Source organism: Adhaeribacter terrigena (assembly GCF_016623615.1).
Lineage (GTDB): Bacteria > Bacteroidota > Bacteroidia > Cytophagales > Hymenobacteraceae > Adhaeribacter_A > Adhaeribacter_A terrigena.
In genome coordinates this window covers 114,814-131,677 of sequence record NZ_JAEHFX010000010.1, presented here as the reverse complement: position 1 = coordinate 131,677, position 16,864 = coordinate 114,814, and the positions used below count along the sequence as shown (strand labels likewise).

Genomic DNA, 16,864 nt, shown 5'->3' with positions numbered 1-16,864 from the left:
AGCGTTTTCTCATAATTAAAACCAAATGCTTTTAATCAAAAGAAATCCTAAAGCATAATTGCTTCATCCCGAGCCTGGGAAGGGAACTTACGCGTACCGCACATGGGCGAAAGGAATTTGACTGCACCAAACTTCGTTTTCCGCTCACTCGCTCTAAATGCCATCATAGTACCAGTTAGTTTCTTCGACAAGCTCAGCATGACGCATTTAATTCTTTAAATTAACCGCATTGTAATAAACCTATGGATCCAGCGAACAACACACCGGCGCCAATCGGCTTCGACGACCCGTATAACCGCACTAACCAGATCTGGCCTGAGCTTTCGGAAGACCAGATAAACCGCGCCAAACCTTACGGCGTACTGGAAGACCTGCCCAAAGGAACTTCGGTTTTTAAACGCGGCGAGCGACACTCCGATTTCTTTATTGTGCTACACGGTACCATCGAAGTTTTTGAACATGCCGCCGAAGGAACCAAGATCATTACGGTGCATAAAAAAGGTGAATTTACCGGCGAACTTGATATGTTCAACGATCGCGAAATTCTGGTAAGCGGCTGCATGGGCGAGGACGGCCGGGTGCTGCGCCTGAGCCGGAGCCAGTTCCGGAAACTGGTAACGGCCGAAAACGACATCGGCGAAATTATTCTGCAAGCTTTCATCCTGCGCCGCTTAGGTTTGGTTTCCCGGGGCCAGGCTTCTGTGATGCTTATTTCCGATGGGCTATCTGCCGATACTATGCGCCTTGAGCGTTTTCTGGAAAAGAATAATTACCCGCTGGAAATGTTGCAGTCACAGGAAGAAAAAGCCCGTCAGCTGCTTCAGAAATTCAATTCCGAAAATGCCCAACTGCCAGCGGTAGTGCTGCATAATAAAGAACAGATTTTGTGCAACCCGTCTAACCTGGAACTGGCTCTGGCCCTGGGATTGGTAGAACAGATCCAGCCCGACCACGTGTACGACGTAGCCATTATCGGCGCCGGTCCGGCGGGGCTTTCGGCCGCGGTTTACGCTTCTTCCGAAGGCCTGAGCACCATTCTGGTAGAAACCGAAGCCCCCGGCGGACAAGCCGGCACAAGCTCCAAGATCGAAAATTACCTGGGTTTTCCGTTGGGCATTTCGGGGCAAAACCTGGCGGGGCGGGCGCAGGTGCAGGCCCATAAATTCGGCGCTACCATTGCCCTGCCCTATACCGTGCAGCGCCTGAACTGCGACCAGCAACCCTACCAGCTCCAGCTCGACAACGACCAGCAGATCCAGACCAAAACCATCATTGTAACTACCGGCGCCCGGTACCGGAAACTCGACCTGCCCAACGAAGCAAAATTTGAAGGCGCCGGCATTTATTACGCGGCCACGGCCATGGAAGGCGCCGTTTGCAAAGGCGAAGAAGTGGTGGTGATTGGCGGCGGCAACTCTGCGGGGCAGGCAGCCGTTTTTCTATCGGGTTTTGCGAGCCACGTCCACATTTTGGTACGCGGCGAAAGCCTGGCCGCCACCATGTCCGATTACCTCATCCAGCGGATCCACGCGTCCGGCAAAATAACCCTGCACCCATATACCGAAGTTACGGCGCTGGCCGGCAACCGCTTCCTGGAGCAGGTAACCTGGAAAAACCGGCAAACCGGCGAAACGGAAGTAAAAAATATCCACCACCTTTACCTCATGATCGGGGCTATTCCGAACACCCAACTTGTAAAAGATTGCTTAAAACTGGATAGCAAAGGCTTTATTTTAACCGGGCCCGAAGCTTCGGACAATACGAGGCCCCTGAACCGCCCGACTATGATGCTGGAAACCAGTATTCCCGGCGTTTTTGCGGCCGGCGACGTGCGGGCCGGTTCCATAAAACGGGTAGCCTCGGCGGTAGGTGAAGGTGCTATGGCCGTAAGCCAGATCCACCAGGCGCTGGCAGATTTGGTGGTGGAGAAGGTTTAAGTACTATAATTAAACTCTTCTAATTAAAAAAAAAATATAACATAAATAGTAAGAGATAAATAGATAAAAAGCTATATTGTAAACTGAAAATAGAATTCAGTGACAGATTCCGAAATTTTATGTCAGTTTGAAAACATCAATACTTGGAAAAGTAAAGGAATTCGTGCGCCTCACAAACCATTATTGATGTTGATCTCTTTGGCTGAAATCCAAAGAGGTAATACAGGTTTTATTCCTTTCAGTACGATTGAGCCTAAATTGCGTGATTTATTGGTTGATTTCGGCCCCTCGAGAAAAACAGTTTATCCAACCTTCCCATTTATTAGATTGGCTAATGATAATTTGTGGCAGTTTAATGAACCAAGCTTGATCAATACCAAGCAGGATTATTCAACTACCTTTCTAATTTCGAATAATCTTGAGGGTAAATTTCCAGATGAAATAATCTTAAGATTAATAGAAAACCCAAACCTCTTAAAGGACGTCGCTTCTTTTATTCTTAATCAAAATTTTCCGGAGACAATCCATCAGGATATTCTTGAAGCAGTAGGTTTAGACATTACCATAGAACCTATTCAAACACTTTTTAAAATCAGAAGAAGAGATCCGCTTTTTAGAGATTCTATTTTGAAAGCATACGAATATCAATGTGCCGTTTGTGGATTTGGTGTAAGGCTGAAAAATAAAGTTTTAGCTTTGGAAGCCGCTCACATAATGTGGCATCAAGCCGGTGGGCCAGATATTGAAGTTAATGGATTAGCTCTTTGCGCAACTCATCATAAATTATTCGACTTAGGAGCATTTACAATTGGAGAAAAATTAAATATGCTGGTTTCGGATGAAGTGAATGGTCTAGGTGCAAATGAGTGGCTCATAAACCACCACGGAAAATCCTTACGAGCACCGCAAAGTAAGAAGTATTATCCTGCACCTGAATTTCTACAATGGCATGTGAAGGAAGTCTTTAAAGGCGGGTATAGGGATTAACAATCATTGTTGATGCCTGTTTAAAACATTTCTGCAAATAAATACTTATCTAAAACAATCAGTCAAATTTTAAGGAGAAGTCAAAAACTTAAAGAATTATGGCAAAATTCATAACTGGTAGAGACCTAGAAACTGCGGTTGATAAAATTATTTGGGATGCAGAAAATCAATTAATAATTGTTTCGCCTTATATAAAACTGGATGAACATTTTAAGAAATTATTTGATAAGCACCTTAATAATCCCAAACTGCATATCAAAATAATCTTTGGAAAAAATGAAGGTCAAGTGAATAAAAGTTTCAATAAAAATGATTTAGAATATTTTAAAAAATTTCAAAATATTAGTATTATTTATATTCAAAATCTCCATGCTAAATATTATGCTAATGAAATTTATGGAATTGTTACTTCCATAAACCTTTATGACTATTCCTTTAAGCATAATATTGAATTCGGGGTTTTATATGAAAATAACATTCTAAACAAGCTTTCAAAAAATACGGATATTGCCGTTTGGAATTACGCTCATGATATAGCAGATATTTATGATGTTATTTATGTAAAAAGGCCTGTTTATCAGAAAAAGAACTTCGGTTTAACAAAAGATTATATCAATTCAAAGGTACTCTTTGACTGTACAGAAGAACTGTACCGAGGTAGAAGTTTAACAAAAAGTTATAAAAAACTTTCTGATTATGAAGGAGAGTTAGATCATAAAACTGAATTTTCTGAAAGACCTTCTCGACAGGAAGATAAACCTATCCGGGCAATTGTCAAACCACAATTTGTTAAATCCATATCTGAAACAACGACAACTTACAGTGTCCAACTAATAGAGCCAGGGTATTGCATTAGAACCGGTGAGAAAATTCCTTTTAACCCAGATCGACCATTTAGCTATCAATCTTTTCAAAGTTGGAATCAATTTGGAAATGAAAATTACCCGGAACGTTTTTGCCATTATTCCGGTGAACCATCTTATGGCGAAACAAGCTACAGTCGACCAATCTTAAATAAAAACTGGAAAAAAGCACAACAACTTGCTAGAATTTAATTTCATAAATTTCAAAACAAAAAGCCCTTTCAACTTTCACAGTTGTAAGGGCTTTTTACTTCGTGGGCATAAGTAGTGAAATATCGATGTTATTGATTGAAGATTTGGAAAAATTATCAATGCTTTTTAAATCATGAAATCTTGTTCGGAACACAATGTGCTTTCTGTAAATACTTTTCTAGATTAACCTTAATATTACCTACAATATTAAAATAGTATTTTTTTTCTTTTCCATTTTCATGAGATTTAGACAGTCTTTTTAAATCTAAATCCTACATAAGTCACTACGTCAAACTAGTCCACTTTATGCTGAAAATTTACACATGCAAGGCAAGCAGCAATCCGAGATAGGTCTGGAAACCAAAGCCACCAAACCACACCAAAGGAATCTAATGCTTCTTTTGAATTTTTACCAACGGTTTTGCTACCTGTCATGTTTTCCTATTTGTAAGAGCAGCTATCCGAAACAACCAGCAGTGCGGTGGCAACCTTACGGGCTTCCTGTGCATAATTTAGCGCATCCCGCAGGTTTCCGGATTGGTAGGCTTTTTTCGAGAACATAAACCCGTTATCGGCTACTTCGTTGGTTCTGGTGCATCCGCATTTTGCGGCATATTTGCGGGCTTCCCCGAAGGCCTGCATGGCATCTTTGGAATTGTCCTGGATATTGTCAAGACTCTCCGCATTCAGGGCCTTGTTGGCATATTTGTAAGCACTTTCTGCTGCCTCGGCACTTTTGGAGCAGTCACTTTTTCGTAGCGTTTCAATAGCATTGTCCTTTGTGGACTTCATCGAAATCAGTTTGGCCTTTTCATGTTTTGGGCCGGCCTGGCGGTTTCTTTCTTTGTTTTCGCTGTTGCAGCCAGTAGCTGCGAACAGGCAGATTAATACGAGCAGATGTTTCATAGCTGTTTTATTTAAAAGTATCAAAGATTTTCCTTGAAAATACGTAGATCCCGACTTTGTGGGGACCCATTTCAAAGTGAATTTAAGTGGAAGTGCTTAATTCTTAAGTGATTGTATTTTTTATTGGGCAGGGGCAACGGAAAACAACAGCAAAAGAAAAAATGAATCCTATCAGGCTTTTCTTAAAAATTACTTCCGAAAACGTATTGAATCAAATTCAGCGAAATCACTAATTTCTTCCCTAAAAAGATACATGCTGTAACCACTCAAGGATTTATACCCAAAATTATTTATTTAATTTTCGCTTATAATTAAATCCCACATTAGGCGCTACGCCAAATTAGTCCCCTTTGTGCTAGAAAACTTACAGAATCGATTTATACCACTTTATTAATTCCAGACAGAAACCTAATAAATAGTTAGCGAACAAAAAAAGCCGATCTATATTAAATAGATCGGCTTTTTTTGTTTTGTGGGCCCGCTTGGAATCGAACCAAGCACCTACTTATTATGAGTCAGTTGCTCTAACCGAATGAGCTATAGGCCCGTCAAAAAGAAAGGTTCTTTCTGATTTGGAGTGCAATTCTACGGATTAAAGGTCTGTTTCCCAGTAAATCAAACAAAAACTCCTGTGATTCCTTCTATAAACAAATACATCATTTTTGAAGTCAAAGTCGTGAGTAATAATATAGATCACCTAAAATTATCAATACTTTCAAGGAACTTTCCTCAACTAGCCAACCATTTAGTTGAGCCAAGTAACAGCAGTCCGCGTTGTTTGATCACCTGGAAATGGTTTGAATCCCAATTGTAGCTTTCTTGGATCAAGTTCGAGTAAATTCCAAAAAAGACTATACCCAGAATAATTGTTGCAGTTACAAAACAATCTGCCTTCTAATTCATTTTCTACTGGATACCGAACCGGAATATGCTTTACGAACCGGTATCTGCAAGTTCCGAAAGCGATACCTGCTATACAGGCGCATTCCGGTTTCAAAACGTAAAATGAATTAAAAATACTGCCATGGCTGCTGTTTTCGATCTTCATTTTCACCCCCTGGCTAAACGCTTCCTGCATGAGTTCGATGACGAAAAACGGCAGAATGGGGCTTATGCCGACCCGCTCCGGATCCCCTTGATCGGGCAGGTGGCCGATGCGGCGGTTGGGTTCATTCTGGAAACGCAGGCCAGTATCGCGCAAGCCGTAAAAGGGGAATATCGTTTGGGCGTTGCGGCCATTGTAAGCACCGAATACGTTTTTGCCAGCCGGAAAGGCGTTCTGAAATTACTCGAGTATGAGTTATTCGAGCGCGATCTTTTTGCCCCGCTGGATAACCGGCTTTTCGATTTTATAAACGAAAGCCAGGGAAGTTACCACCAGCTTTTTGCCAAAGAACTCCAGTTTTATAAATGGGCGGCCGGCCTGCTACCCCTGACAAAACCCGAAACAATAATAATAAACCTGGTAAACCGTAAAGCGGCAGGCGGTGCCCGGTTTGAAGCCGGAAAACTGAACCTGTTGCTGGCCGTGGAAGGCGGTCACAATTTTTGTGAGCTGCGCATTAACGAAGCCATGGCTATTCCGCATCCGGCCCGCCTGATCCGGAAATACCGGGAAGATAAATCCGTAGATTTTCTTTACCTCACGCTCACCCACCTGTCGCACGTGCAGGAACAATGCCTTTGCAGCCATGCCTTTGGCTTTAAACTGGTAAAAGATATCCCGGAAGCCCGTCCGCAGGCAGATGGCCTGACCGACCTGGGCAAACAGGTAATTAATGCCTGCATCAATACCAACACCAACCAGGCCCCGATCCTGATCGATATCAAGCACATGAGTTTGCAGGGAAGGCGCGATTTTTATGCCTACCGGAAAACGTTGCTCCATGATCCTCCCGCTGATTTTACTCCTCCCAGCCTTAACGAAAAACCTTTGTGGCCCATCGTTGCCACCCACATGGGCGTAACCGGCTACGACAGCCGCGACCTGGGAAATTTTATAAAAGAGTACGGCGTTGAAGAGGGAAATGAGCATAGCATCAGGGTGAAATTAAGCCGGCAAATGGCCGGGGTGCTTCCGGTGGGGCTGGGTTTTAGCCAGGTATTTTTTAACCCCGCCACCATAAACCTTTGCAACGACGACATTACCGAAATTGCCCTTAGCGACGGCCTGATCGGGATCAGCCTGGATGCCCGGATCCTAGGTTTCGACATCATCATCCAGCGAAGATATACCGTAGTAGATTATTTTTCGAAAGGAGATTTTGCCCGCTTTTTTCCCGAACTGGCCCAACGTTTAAACTACCTCGAGCCTGAACCCGACGAAGCCGATCACGCCGATGAACCAGTATTTCTTTCCGCTCATGAAGGCAGGTTTCAGGGCCTGGCCGGCAGGATAACGCGTGAAACGTATTTGTTTTGTTTAAATGTGCTGCATATTGTAGCCGTTATAAACCGCTTACCACTAGCCGAAAGGCATAACCGGGATGGCTGGGATTTTGTTTGCCTGGGCACCGACTACGATGGCTTAATAGATTCGATAAAAGCCGCCCGCACCGCCGAATCGTTGCCTGCTTTTAAAAAGGAATTAGTGCATTATTTAACTAAAGCTGAAAAAGCTTACCGCGAAACGTTTACCGGTACGCCCTCGCTTTTAACGGAAAATGTGGAAGTGGTTTTAGATAAGTTGTTTTATACCAACGGGGAGAATTTCATTAAACGATGGTGGGGGATGGTATGATCCTGCTATTTTTTTAATTGATCTGATCAGGAGTTAGCGCAAAATTGATGCTTTCATGTTGATCTGTCGTGAAAGAACTCGTCGGCGTTTGGCATTGCTGTTGTTGCCGGCTTTACTGCAGAAGACCAACAAGGTCCTTCAACAAAGTTCAGGAGGACTGGTGTATTTTGAGAAAACTACCAGGGAGGCAGCATGCTTGCAAATAAAAAAGCCGTTTACAAGTTTTGGCTTGCAAACGGCTGATCTTCAGGTGGGCCCACTTGGAATCGAACCAAGCACCTACTGATTATGAGTCAGTTGCTCTAACCGAATGAGCTATAGGCCCGTCAGAAAAGAAGGTTCTTTCTGATTTGGAGTGCAATTCTACGGATTAAACCTTAATTTCGCAACAAATCAAATAAAAATTTCTGTGATTCCGGCTACTTTCAAAAACATCATCTTCGACCTTGGCGGCGTGATCATCAACATCGATTATCAAAAAACCATCGACGCCTTTAAAAAACTTTCCCAGGCAGGCGCTACCATCGAGTTCAATCAGAAAAACCAGTCGGCCCTGTTCGATGAACTGGAAACCGGCCGGATCAGCAATGCAGCATTCCGGGAAAAGGTACGCGAACACTACCACCTCGATGCCACCGACGAAGAAATTGATGCGGCCTGGAACGCCATGTTGCTCGATATTCCGGCGGAACGCATTGAACTGCTGCGCCAATTGCGGAAAAACCACAAGCTTTTCCTGCTCAGCAATACCAACGCCATTCACCTGATCGCTTTTAATAAAATTGTGCACGAAAGCCACGGCATGCCCGCCCTGGACGAACTTTTCGATAAATGCTATTACTCGCACCTGGTAGACGACCGCAAACCGAACGCCTCGGTTTTTGAGAAGATTCTTGCGGAAAACAACCTGGAACGCGAAGAAACGCTTTTCGTGGATGACAGCATTCAGCACATTGAAAGCGCGGAAAAGATCGGGATCAAGACCCTGCACCTGGCGCCGCCACTCACCATAAACCAGGCCTTTGCGGATGCCGTTTAAGAAAGCCGGGCAATACAGCCTGCACCTTTTCCTGTTTTTGCTTACGTTGTTCACCACCACGCTGGCCGGCGGCGAGTGGGCAACTGGCAAACTGTTCTTTTTTAACCGCGAAGGATTTATCTCAACCGGCACTTTTTCTGCTGCCGACTGGCGACTGGGGCTCATGTTTTCGTTGTCGTTTCTGGGGGTGCTGACGGTGCATGAATTTGGGCATTATTTTACGGCGCGGTTTTACAAGATCCGGGTTACGCTGCCGTATTACATTCCGATGTTTTTCTTTATTACCAGCAGCATCGGTACCATGGGCGCGTTCATTAAGATCAAGGACCGCATTTTCTCCCGGAAGGAATTCTTTGATGTGGGCGTGGCCGGGCCGCTGGCGGGTCTGGCGGTGGCACTGCCTTTGCTTTTTTACGGGTACACGCATTTGCCCGATCCGGAATATATTTTCCGGATCCACCCGGAATACCAGCAATTCGGGCTAGATTATGCGCAGCACGTATATCAGAATTCGGAAGGACAGCTTTATTTGGGCAAAAACCTGCTTATCCTGTTTTTTGAGAATTTTGTAGCCGACCCGAATTTATTGCCGCCGAAATACGAACTGATCCATTATCCTTTTCTGCTGGCGGGTTACCTGTCGCTTATTTTTACGGCGCTGAACTTGTTGCCGGTCGGGCAGCTCGATGGCGGGCACGTGTTGTATGGTCTGCTGGGGTACGAACGTTTTAACCGCGTTGCACCCGTAATTTTTGTGCTCTTTATTGGTTACGCCGGCCTGGGAATTATCACGCCCCAAACCGACTGGTCGGACCCGTATTCGCTGCGATTGCTCTATATTCTTTATTTGCCGCTGGTTTTTCAGAAAATTGTTCCCCGGTTTTCGCAGGCGCTTACCCTAGCTTTTGGGGTGCTGGTTTTTCAGTTTGCGTTCAGTTTTGTGTTTCCGAATGCGGAAGGGTATCACGGCTGGTTGGTATTCGGGCTTATTTTATCCAGGGCCTTGGGCGTGCATCACCCGCCTTGCCCCGATGAAAGACCTTTATCTGCCGGCCGGAAAGTGCTGGGCTGGCTGGCTTTGCTGTTTTTTGTTTTATGCTTCAGCCCCACGCCATTTGTGGTGGAGTAAGCAGTTTTTCGGGCTGAAACCCTAGCGTTTTTTTGGATTGCACGGATTGAATTTCCGGGCAGGATTTTAAGGCGGATGGGTTGAAAGCCTGTCCGCTTTTTTTTTGCTGTTGCTTCTCTTACTCTGCCGGACAGCTTTGTCCGGAAGTTGCCTGCCGGGGGCATCTGTTTCTCCATTTTTTTTTACGCGGAATGGGATGTCCGAAACAGCAATAGCTATAAAAATATCCTGTGGAATTAACTCTTCATCCGGGAATATTTTTGCTCCATGACAAGGTTTCTGCCAGGTGTTTTGTAGAAATTACCCGTTACTTTTTGAGGCTGAAAGGATAGCGTTTTTGATCGCAAATTTTTAAAGGGTGAAGGGCTTTCGCGGATTCGGGGTTTTAAGCTTTTGGTTGGTTTTTGAAGATTGCCATTGACTTTTTGGGGCTGAGAGCATAGCGTTTTTTGGTGGCTATTGGTTTGGTATCAACCGGCAGGGTTTGAAAATGGTGGTTTAATCGGAAACGGTGGGGCTACGGATTTATTAGATTTGTTGCGTCATCCCGAGCTTGTCGGGGGAACTTACGCGTACCGCAGCCGCACGAAAGCGCCTGTAAAACCTGATCGATAGAAATTCATGGCTTCGCCCGAATTCCATAGGAGTACGCGTTAGTTTCCTCGGCTTCGCTCGGAATGACCGGGAATCCGGAATTGCCGAAAACCTGGAATTGCTGAAAGATCCGAATGATTGAAAATCAGCAATGGCCGGAAATTCGGAATGGCTGGAAGCCGGAATTGGCGAGAATCAGGAATAATTGAAAATCCGAAATGGCCGAAAAAACGGAACGGCCGAAAGATCGGAATGATTGAAAGATCGGAATGATTGAAAATCAGCAATGGCCGGAAATTGGGAAGGACTGGAAGCCGGAATGATTGGCATTTTTATTTCGTGTGATCGCTTTTGTATTCAATTGCAGGGTTATGGCATTTGCCGGAATTCTGATTTCATGTTTATTTGCTTCCCGACATTTAAACTGACCAATTACCTTTTTTAGCCTGCATTTCGTAGTTGTTTAAGTTCGGGGTATGCGTTATTGTTGCATATTCAAAATTTCTAATATTTGCCTGAAGCGCTTCCTGTTTAAAATTAACTGATTTGGCTACTCAAGAATTACCGCTGCCTTACATCACCAAATCCACCGGCGAAATTGAGCCCTTTTCTCCGGAGAAGCTGCAACATTCGCTTAAACGCGCCGGGGCTTCGGAACAACTCGTAGAAAAGATCATGGGGCAGGTTCTGCCGCAGCTTTACGAGGGCATGCCTACCAAAAAGATCTACCAGCTGGCATTTAAGATCCTGCGCGGAAGCTCCCGGCCCTTGGCAGCGCGTTACCGGTTGAAATCCGGTATTATGGAGCTGGGGCCTTCGGGGTATCCGTTCGAAAAATTTGTGGGCGAGGTGTTGCGGAACCAGGGTTTTAAGGTGGAAGTCGGGGTAACGATCAAAGGCCGGTGCGTGAATCATGAAGTGGATGTTTTGGCTGGCCGGGGGAACGATATTTTTATGGTGGAATGTAAGTTTCACAACCACCCGGAAGCTACGAATAACGTAAAAATTCCGCTTTACATTCAGGCCCGGTTCGAAGACATTAAAGCGGCCTGGAAGGAACTGGCGGAGCATAAAGAAAAACTGCACCAGGGCTGGGTGGTTACCAATACGCGCTTCACTTCCGATGCCATTCAGTACAGCGAGTGCATCGGCCTGAAACTGGTCGGCTGGAATTATCCGCGGAAAGGCAATTTGCAGGATCTGATCGAATCGGAAGGCCTTTACCCGCTTACCGTGCTTACTACCTTAACCAAAAGCGAAAAGCAGCAGCTTTTAGACCGCAGGATCGTGCTTTGTCACGAACTGGCCCGGCACCCGGCTTACCTGGAGCAGATTGGCATAAAAGGAAACCGGTTGCAGGAAGTTAAAAGCGAAGCCGAACAACTCAGTCAGCACTTGTTTACTTATGGAATTGATTGAAACCGACCTGAGTGCATATTCGGCAGAAGAAACGGCTCAGAAACTGCAGGCAAACCTTAAAACCGGTCTAACGGACCCGGAAGCAGCGGCGCGCCTGGAAAAATTTGGTTTCAACGAAATTTCAGAAACGGAGAAACGCAGCCTTTGGCGCCTGATCGGAGATCAACTCAACAGCCCCATTGTGTACTTGCTTTTGGTGGCTGCGGGCATATCGTTTTTCTTCCAGGAATACCTGAACGCCATGGCCATTCTCATCGTGATCGTGATCAATACGGCGGTGGGTTTTATCATGGAATTCCAGGCCGGAAGATCGATGGATGCGCTGAAGAAAATTGCTTCGGTACCGGCTAAAATTCTGCGCAATAGTCAATTACAGGAACTGGAAGCCAGTCGGATCGTGCCCGGCGACGTAGTTTTCCTGGAGGCCGGCGACGTAGTTCCGGCCGACGGGCGCATTTTCAGAACCTCGCAGTTGCAGGTGGAAGAAGCGGCTTTAACCGGAGAATCGGTGCCGGTAGAAAAAAACGAAGCAGCTTTGCAAACCGGTTTACCGCTCGGCGACCGCCTGAATTATTTGTTTAAAGGCACCTTCGTTACCCGCGGAAATACTTACTTACTGGTTTCGCATACGGGCATGCAAACCCAGCTCGGCCACATTGCCAACCTGGTGCAGAACGCGGAGCAATCGGCCACACCTTTGGAGAAAAAACTCGCCGAATTCAGCAAGAAGCTTATCGTGGTTACCATTGGGCTGGCTATTGTAATTCTGGTTTCCGGCTTGATAAACGGCCAACCGCTGGCGCACATGTTGCAAACGGTAATTGCACTGGCCGTGGCCGCCATTCCCGAAGGCTTGCCCATTGTGGCTACGCTGGCTTTGGGGCGCGGCATGCTGCAAATGGCCAGGCACAACGTGATCGTGAAAAAGCTTTCGGCGGTAGAAACGCTGGGCGGCACCAACGTGATATGCACCGATAAAACCGGCACGCTTACCCAAAACAAGATCGAAGTTACTTTGCTGGCCACGCCATCGGGCACCTGGGAAATTTCTGAAAACGCGCAGATCGCCGAGAACGAGAATTTCAACTTCATTAAATACGCTTCGGTTTTAACCAACACCGCCGAAATTACCGAAAAAGGGGCCGATGCGCAGGAAATTGGTGACCCATTAGAAGTGGCTTTGCTCAAATTTGCCCGGAATTACGGAACCAACATTGTGGTAGCGCGGCAGCAACATCCTAAACTAGCCGAAGAACCCTTTTCTTCTGAAACCAAAATGATGGCTACGCTGCACGGGCAAGTGCCGGAACTGATGGTTTTTGCCAAAGGCGCCGCCGAAGAATTGCTGAATCAATGCACCGGTTTGCTGGAGCACGGGGAAGTAAAAACGCTATCGCCGGAGCTTAAAAAAGTGTGGCTGGAGCAAAGCGAAGTACTGGCCGGTTCGGGATTACGGGTGCTGGCGGTGGCTTATAAAACGGTACCCGAAATGCCCAAAAAACTCAGCGAGAACCTGATCTTTGCGGGTTTGATCGGGATGGTAGATCCGCCGCGGCCCGAGGTGTTGCCGGCTATTAAAGAATGTCTTTCGGCCGGCATCCGGGTAATTATGATCACCGGCGACCACCCGGCAACCGCCAATAAAATTGCGCTGGAACTGGGCATTAATACTCCTGACGGCCACCCGCCGGTTACCGGCAACGAACTGAAACCTGCATCCGAAATTTCGCCGGAAAACCGCCATTACCTGGCCGGGGCCAACGTTTTTGCCCGCGTAAATCCGCAGCATAAACTCGACCTGGTGCAATTGCTGCAGGAAGACGGCAACGTGGTAGCCATGACCGGCGACGGCGTGAACGATGCGCCCGCTTTAAAAAAAGCCGACATTGGCGTAGCTATGGGGTTGCGCGGCACGCAGGTGGCCCAGGATGTTTCGGATATGGTGCTGAAAGACGATAAATTCACTTCTATTGTGGTGGCGATCCGGCAGGGGAGGGTGATCTTTGAGAACATTCGCAAATTTGTGATCTTTTTGCTGAGCTGTAACCTGAGTGAATTGTTTCTGATCGCCACGGTGGCCGTGCTGAATTTAGGGTTCCAGTTGCTGCCGCTGCAGATCCTGTTCATTAATTTGATCACCGATGTTTTGCCGGCATTAGCTTTGGGCGCTACCGAAGGCAATCCGGGGATTATGAATCAGCCGCCGCGCAAAGCGGCTGAACCCATTATTGACCGGCAACGCTGGATCGCGATCATTTTTTATTCGGCGATTATTTCGCTTTGCGCGCTCGGGGCCGTTTATTTAAATCATTACGTACTGCATCCGAATGAAGACTGGCACGCCGGGCGCTACAACAATATTCTGTTCTATTCGCTAATTTTCTGCCAGCTTACGCACGTGTTTAACATGGGAGCCGGTAACCGTTTCTTTTTCCGTTCCGAAATTGTAAGCAATAAATTTGTATGGCTGGCGCTGTTTTTCAGTTCGCTGATCGTATTCGTGTCTTCTTTAGTTGGCCCGGTACGCGCGGCGCTGGGGATGCAGGAAATGTTGGTAACCGACTGGCTGGCCGTGGTGGCGGCCGTACTTACTTCGCTGTTTATTATTCAGATCAGCAAAAAATTTAAACTCATTCAGCAATGAAAAATCCGGATCGTATTTCTGTAAAATTCCTGGGCGCCGCCGGCACCGTTACAGGTTCCAAATATCTGATCAAAGCCTTTGGCAAAACCATTCTGGTTGATTGTGGCTTGTTCCAGGGCTTGAAAAAACTCCGCGAACTGAATTGGAACCGCTTTCCTGTTGACCCGAAATCGATCGATCTGGTATTGCTCACGCACGGCCATTTAGACCACGTAGGGTATTTGCCAAGACTGGTGAAAGCCGGTTTTGCCAACCCGATCTGGGGCGTTTCGCTGACCTTACAGATCGCTAAAATTATTCTGGAAGACAGCGGTAAAATTCAGGAAGAAGAAGCGAAGGCCGCGAACGAAAAAGGTTTCTCGAAACACAAGCCCGCCGTGCCGCTTTACGACCTGGAAGACGTGGCCGAAACGCTACCATTTTTCACCGAAAAAGTGCTGGATCAGTGGTACGAAATTTCCGACCAGATTAAAGTACGGTTCCGCTACAACAGCCACATTATCGGCGCTACGTTCATTGAGTTGCAATTGGGCGAGAAGCTTCTGGTTTTCAGCGGCGACATTGGCCGCGACGACGATGTGCTTTTATTTCCGCCGGAAAAACCCGAACGCGCCGATTACCTGTTCATCGAATCTACCTACGGCGACCGCCTGCACCCGGAAAATGCCGAAGAACAATTACTGGAATTGCTTCAGGCGGCCGCCAAGCGAAAAGGTACCGTCATAATTCCGAGTTTTGCCGTGGAGCGCACCCAGATGCTGATGTATTTGTTCTGGCAACTCCGCAAGAAAAACCTGATCCCGGATTTACCCCTTTACATGGACAGCCCGATGGGCACGAACGTACTTTCCGTCTTTGCGCAAAACCCCGACTGGCACAAACTTTCGGGCCATGATGCGGCGGAAATGCTGCGCGAAATAAAGGTGCTGGAAAGCTACCAGGACAGCATGAAAATGGTAACCGATAAGAACCCGAAAATTGTGATTGCCGGCAGTGGCATGGCCACCGGCGGGCGGGTTTTGCAATACCTGAAACATTACCTTCCCGATAACCGCAGCACCATTTTACTGGTTGGTTACCAGGCCGAGGGCACGCGCGGCCGGCAATTGCTGGAAGGCGCGCCGGATATAAAAATTGAAAACGAATATTACCTGGTAAAAGCCCATATCGCGCAAATAAATGGCCTTTCCGCCCACGCCGACCAGCATGATTTGCTGAACTGGCTCAGTGAACTAAAAGAAAAACCGCGCAAAACCTTCATCGTGCACGGAGAACCAACCGCCGCCGATGCGTTCAGAGCCAAACTGGAAACCGAAAAAGGGTATTATGTGCGCATTCCGGAGTTGTTTGAAGAAGTTTATTTAAGCTGATTACTCCGGGAATCCGGGCCTTTATAGTTTGACCGGAGAGTTGATCCAAAATTTTTTTTCTCAAGTTCAAAATTATGACGTGCCGATCAGTTAAATTCTTCGGTGCAAAGATCGTTGTTCACCATGGCGCCGGTTGCCATTCCGGTTCCCACGGCCATGGCAACTGCCCTCATCGTCGCATTATCGCCGCAGGCATAAACGCCCGGCACGGTGGTTCGCTGCATGGGGTCAATTTTTAAAAAGCCAGCTTCGGTAAGCTCACAACCCAGCTGCTGCGGAATTTTACAATGCTGCTCAAATTCCGGGCGGTGGTAAAGGGCTTTTACCGGCAACCGGGAATGGTCTTTGAAAACTACGCGTTGGATCTGGCCGTCTGTCTGTTCCAGGTTCAGGATTTCGGTTTCTATTAATTCTATCTGATTCCGCTTTAACTTTGCTTTTTGCTCTTCGGTCAGGTCCGCTTTTCCATTGGTTAATAAGGTCAGTTCTTTTGTCCAGTTGCGAAGCAGTTGGGCGTAATGCATAGCCTGATCTCCGTTGGCCAGCATGGCAGTTTTTTCATTCCGGACTTCATAACCGTGGCAGTAAGGGCAGTGAATTACGGATTTCCCCCAGCATTCTGCAAACCCGTCTATTTCCGGCAGCAGATCTTTTAAACCGGTGGCGAAGATCAGTTTTCTGGCGTTAAACGTTTCGCCGGTTTGGGTTTTTACCTCGAATCCGGTAGCGTTTTTAGTTCCGGAAACGGCCAGCCCAGCGTGGAATTCTACGGTTTTATAATTGGCTACCTGTTCTCTGGCCAGTGCAGCTATTTCGGCGGGCACTTTGCCATCCTGGGTTAAAAAATTATGGGAGTGCGGCGTGAACCGGTTGCATGGTTGCCCGGAATCGATAACCAGGACCCGGCGCAAAGCGCGGCCTAAACTCATGGCGGCAGCCAACCCGGCATAGCTGCCGCCTGTAATGATCACGTCGTAAAGGAGTGTTTCTTTCATCGGTTTGGATTTGGTATTAAACAGGAGAAGGCGAACTAAAACCGGTAAA

General features: G+C 46.7%; 11 protein-coding genes, 2 tRNA genes and 1 pseudogene. 10 read left to right on the top strand and 4 right to left on the bottom strand.

The window, feature by feature from the left end; translation table 11 throughout:
• Window positions 1–242 precede the first annotated feature (242 nt).
• The 3 genes from I5M27_RS16765 (at window position 243) to I5M27_RS16755 (ending at window position 3,979) form a co-directional block, all read left to right on the top strand.
• On the top strand, window positions 243–1,937 hold the full coding sequence (locus I5M27_RS16765; RefSeq protein ID WP_200507492.1) for an FAD-dependent oxidoreductase: 1,695 nt from the start codon (window positions 243–245) through the stop codon (window positions 1,935–1,937).
• A gap of 99 nt (window positions 1,938–2,036) precedes the next feature.
• The gene (locus I5M27_RS16760; protein WP_200507491.1) at window positions 2,037–2,924 is read left to right on the top strand and encodes a phosphorothioated DNA-binding restriction endonuclease; all 888 of its coding nucleotides are present in this window, start codon (window positions 2,037–2,039) and stop codon (window positions 2,922–2,924) included.
• 98 nt (window positions 2,925–3,022) lie between these two features.
• Window positions 3,023–3,979, top strand: a complete 957-nt coding sequence (locus I5M27_RS16755; protein ID WP_200507490.1) for a phospholipase D family protein — start codon at window positions 3,023–3,025, stop codon at window positions 3,977–3,979.
• 441 nt (window positions 3,980–4,420) lie between these two features.
• Here the strand turns inward: I5M27_RS16755 and I5M27_RS16750 are convergent, their stop codons facing one another.
• Window positions 4,421–4,885 carry a hypothetical protein gene (locus I5M27_RS16750; protein WP_200507489.1) on the bottom strand — a complete coding sequence of 155 codons (465 nt, stop codon included), beginning with the start codon at window positions 4,883–4,885 and terminating at the stop codon, window positions 4,421–4,423.
• 139 nt (window positions 4,886–5,024) lie between these two features.
• Between I5M27_RS16750 and I5M27_RS18900 the strand changes: the two are divergent.
• Window positions 5,025–5,200 (top strand): annotated as a pseudogene (locus tag I5M27_RS18900) (IS982 family transposase); the annotation flags it as partial.
• 158 nt (window positions 5,201–5,358) lie between these two features.
• Here the strand turns inward: I5M27_RS18900 and I5M27_RS16745 are convergent.
• Window positions 5,359–5,432: transfer RNA gene (locus tag I5M27_RS16745), tRNA-Met, on the bottom strand.
• A 477-nt stretch (window positions 5,433–5,909) separates the two neighbouring features.
• On the opposite strand from I5M27_RS16745, the gene I5M27_RS16740 reads away from it, so the two are divergent.
• Complete coding sequence (locus I5M27_RS16740; protein ID WP_200507487.1) at window positions 5,910–7,625, top strand: amidohydrolase family protein; 1,716 nt, start codon at window positions 5,910–5,912, stop codon at window positions 7,623–7,625.
• A 251-nt stretch (window positions 7,626–7,876) separates the two neighbouring features.
• Here I5M27_RS16740 and I5M27_RS16735 read toward each other — a convergent pair.
• Window positions 7,877–7,950, bottom strand: a tRNA-Ile gene (locus I5M27_RS16735).
• Between the two features lie 84 nt (window positions 7,951–8,034).
• Between I5M27_RS16735 and I5M27_RS16730 the strand changes: the two genes are divergently transcribed.
• The 5 genes from I5M27_RS16730 to I5M27_RS16710 all read left to right on the top strand — a co-directional run bounded on the left by I5M27_RS16730 (window position 8,035) and on the right by I5M27_RS16710 (window position 15,820).
• The gene (locus tag I5M27_RS16730) at window positions 8,035–8,664 is read left to right on the top strand and encodes an HAD family hydrolase (RefSeq protein WP_200507485.1); all 630 of its coding nucleotides are present in this window, start codon (window positions 8,035–8,037) and stop codon (window positions 8,662–8,664) included.
• Entirely contained in the window at window positions 8,654–9,793 is a 1,140-nt protein-coding gene (locus I5M27_RS16725) for a site-2 protease family protein (protein ID WP_200507484.1), read from the top strand. The genes I5M27_RS16730 and I5M27_RS16725 overlap by 11 nt, the downstream gene beginning before the upstream one ends.
• A 1,140-nt stretch (window positions 9,794–10,933) precedes the next feature.
• Window positions 10,934–11,806 carry a restriction endonuclease gene (locus tag I5M27_RS16720; protein WP_200507482.1) on the top strand — a complete coding sequence of 291 codons (873 nt, stop codon included), beginning with the start codon at window positions 10,934–10,936 and terminating at the stop codon, window positions 11,804–11,806.
• Window positions 11,793–14,450 carry a cation-translocating P-type ATPase gene (locus tag I5M27_RS16715; RefSeq protein ID WP_200507481.1) on the top strand — a complete coding sequence of 886 codons (2,658 nt, stop codon included), beginning with the start codon at window positions 11,793–11,795 and terminating at the stop codon, window positions 14,448–14,450. The genes I5M27_RS16720 and I5M27_RS16715 overlap by 14 nt, the downstream gene beginning before the upstream one ends.
• On the top strand, window positions 14,447–15,820 hold the full coding sequence (locus tag I5M27_RS16710; protein WP_200507480.1) for an MBL fold metallo-hydrolase RNA specificity domain-containing protein: 1,374 nt from the start codon (window positions 14,447–14,449) through the stop codon (window positions 15,818–15,820). Before I5M27_RS16715 ends, I5M27_RS16710 begins: the two co-directional genes overlap by 4 nt.
• 86 nt (window positions 15,821–15,906) lie before the next feature.
• On the opposite strand, the gene I5M27_RS16705 is transcribed toward I5M27_RS16710, so the two are convergent.
• Entirely contained in the window at window positions 15,907–16,815 is a 909-nt protein-coding gene (locus I5M27_RS16705) for an NAD(P)/FAD-dependent oxidoreductase (RefSeq protein ID WP_200507478.1), read from the bottom strand.
• Between the last annotated feature and the right edge of the window lie 49 nt (window positions 16,816–16,864).

Excerpts from the sequence above, each read along its gene's own strand:
- I5M27_RS16765 (WP_200507492.1), top strand. The coding sequence starts at position 243 with ATGGATCCAGCGAACAACACACCGGCGCCAATCGGCTTCGACGACCCG.
- I5M27_RS16755 (WP_200507490.1), top strand. The coding sequence starts at position 3,023 with ATGGCAAAATTCATAACTGGTAGAGACCTAGAAACTGCGGTTGATAAA.
- I5M27_RS16750 (WP_200507489.1), bottom strand. The coding sequence starts at position 4,885 with ATGAAACATCTGCTCGTATTAATCTGCCTGTTCGCAGCTACTGGCTGC.
- I5M27_RS16740 (WP_200507487.1), top strand. The coding sequence starts at position 5,910 with ATGGCTGCTGTTTTCGATCTTCATTTTCACCCCCTGGCTAAACGCTTC.
- I5M27_RS16725 (WP_200507484.1), top strand. The coding sequence starts at position 8,654 with ATGCCGTTTAAGAAAGCCGGGCAATACAGCCTGCACCTTTTCCTGTTT.
- I5M27_RS16715 (WP_200507481.1), top strand. The coding sequence starts at position 11,793 with ATGGAATTGATTGAAACCGACCTGAGTGCATATTCGGCAGAAGAAACG.
- I5M27_RS16710 (WP_200507480.1), top strand. The coding sequence starts at position 14,447 with ATGAAAAATCCGGATCGTATTTCTGTAAAATTCCTGGGCGCCGCCGGC.
- I5M27_RS16705 (WP_200507478.1), bottom strand. The coding sequence starts at position 16,815 with ATGAAAGAAACACTCCTTTACGACGTGATCATTACAGGCGGCAGCTAT.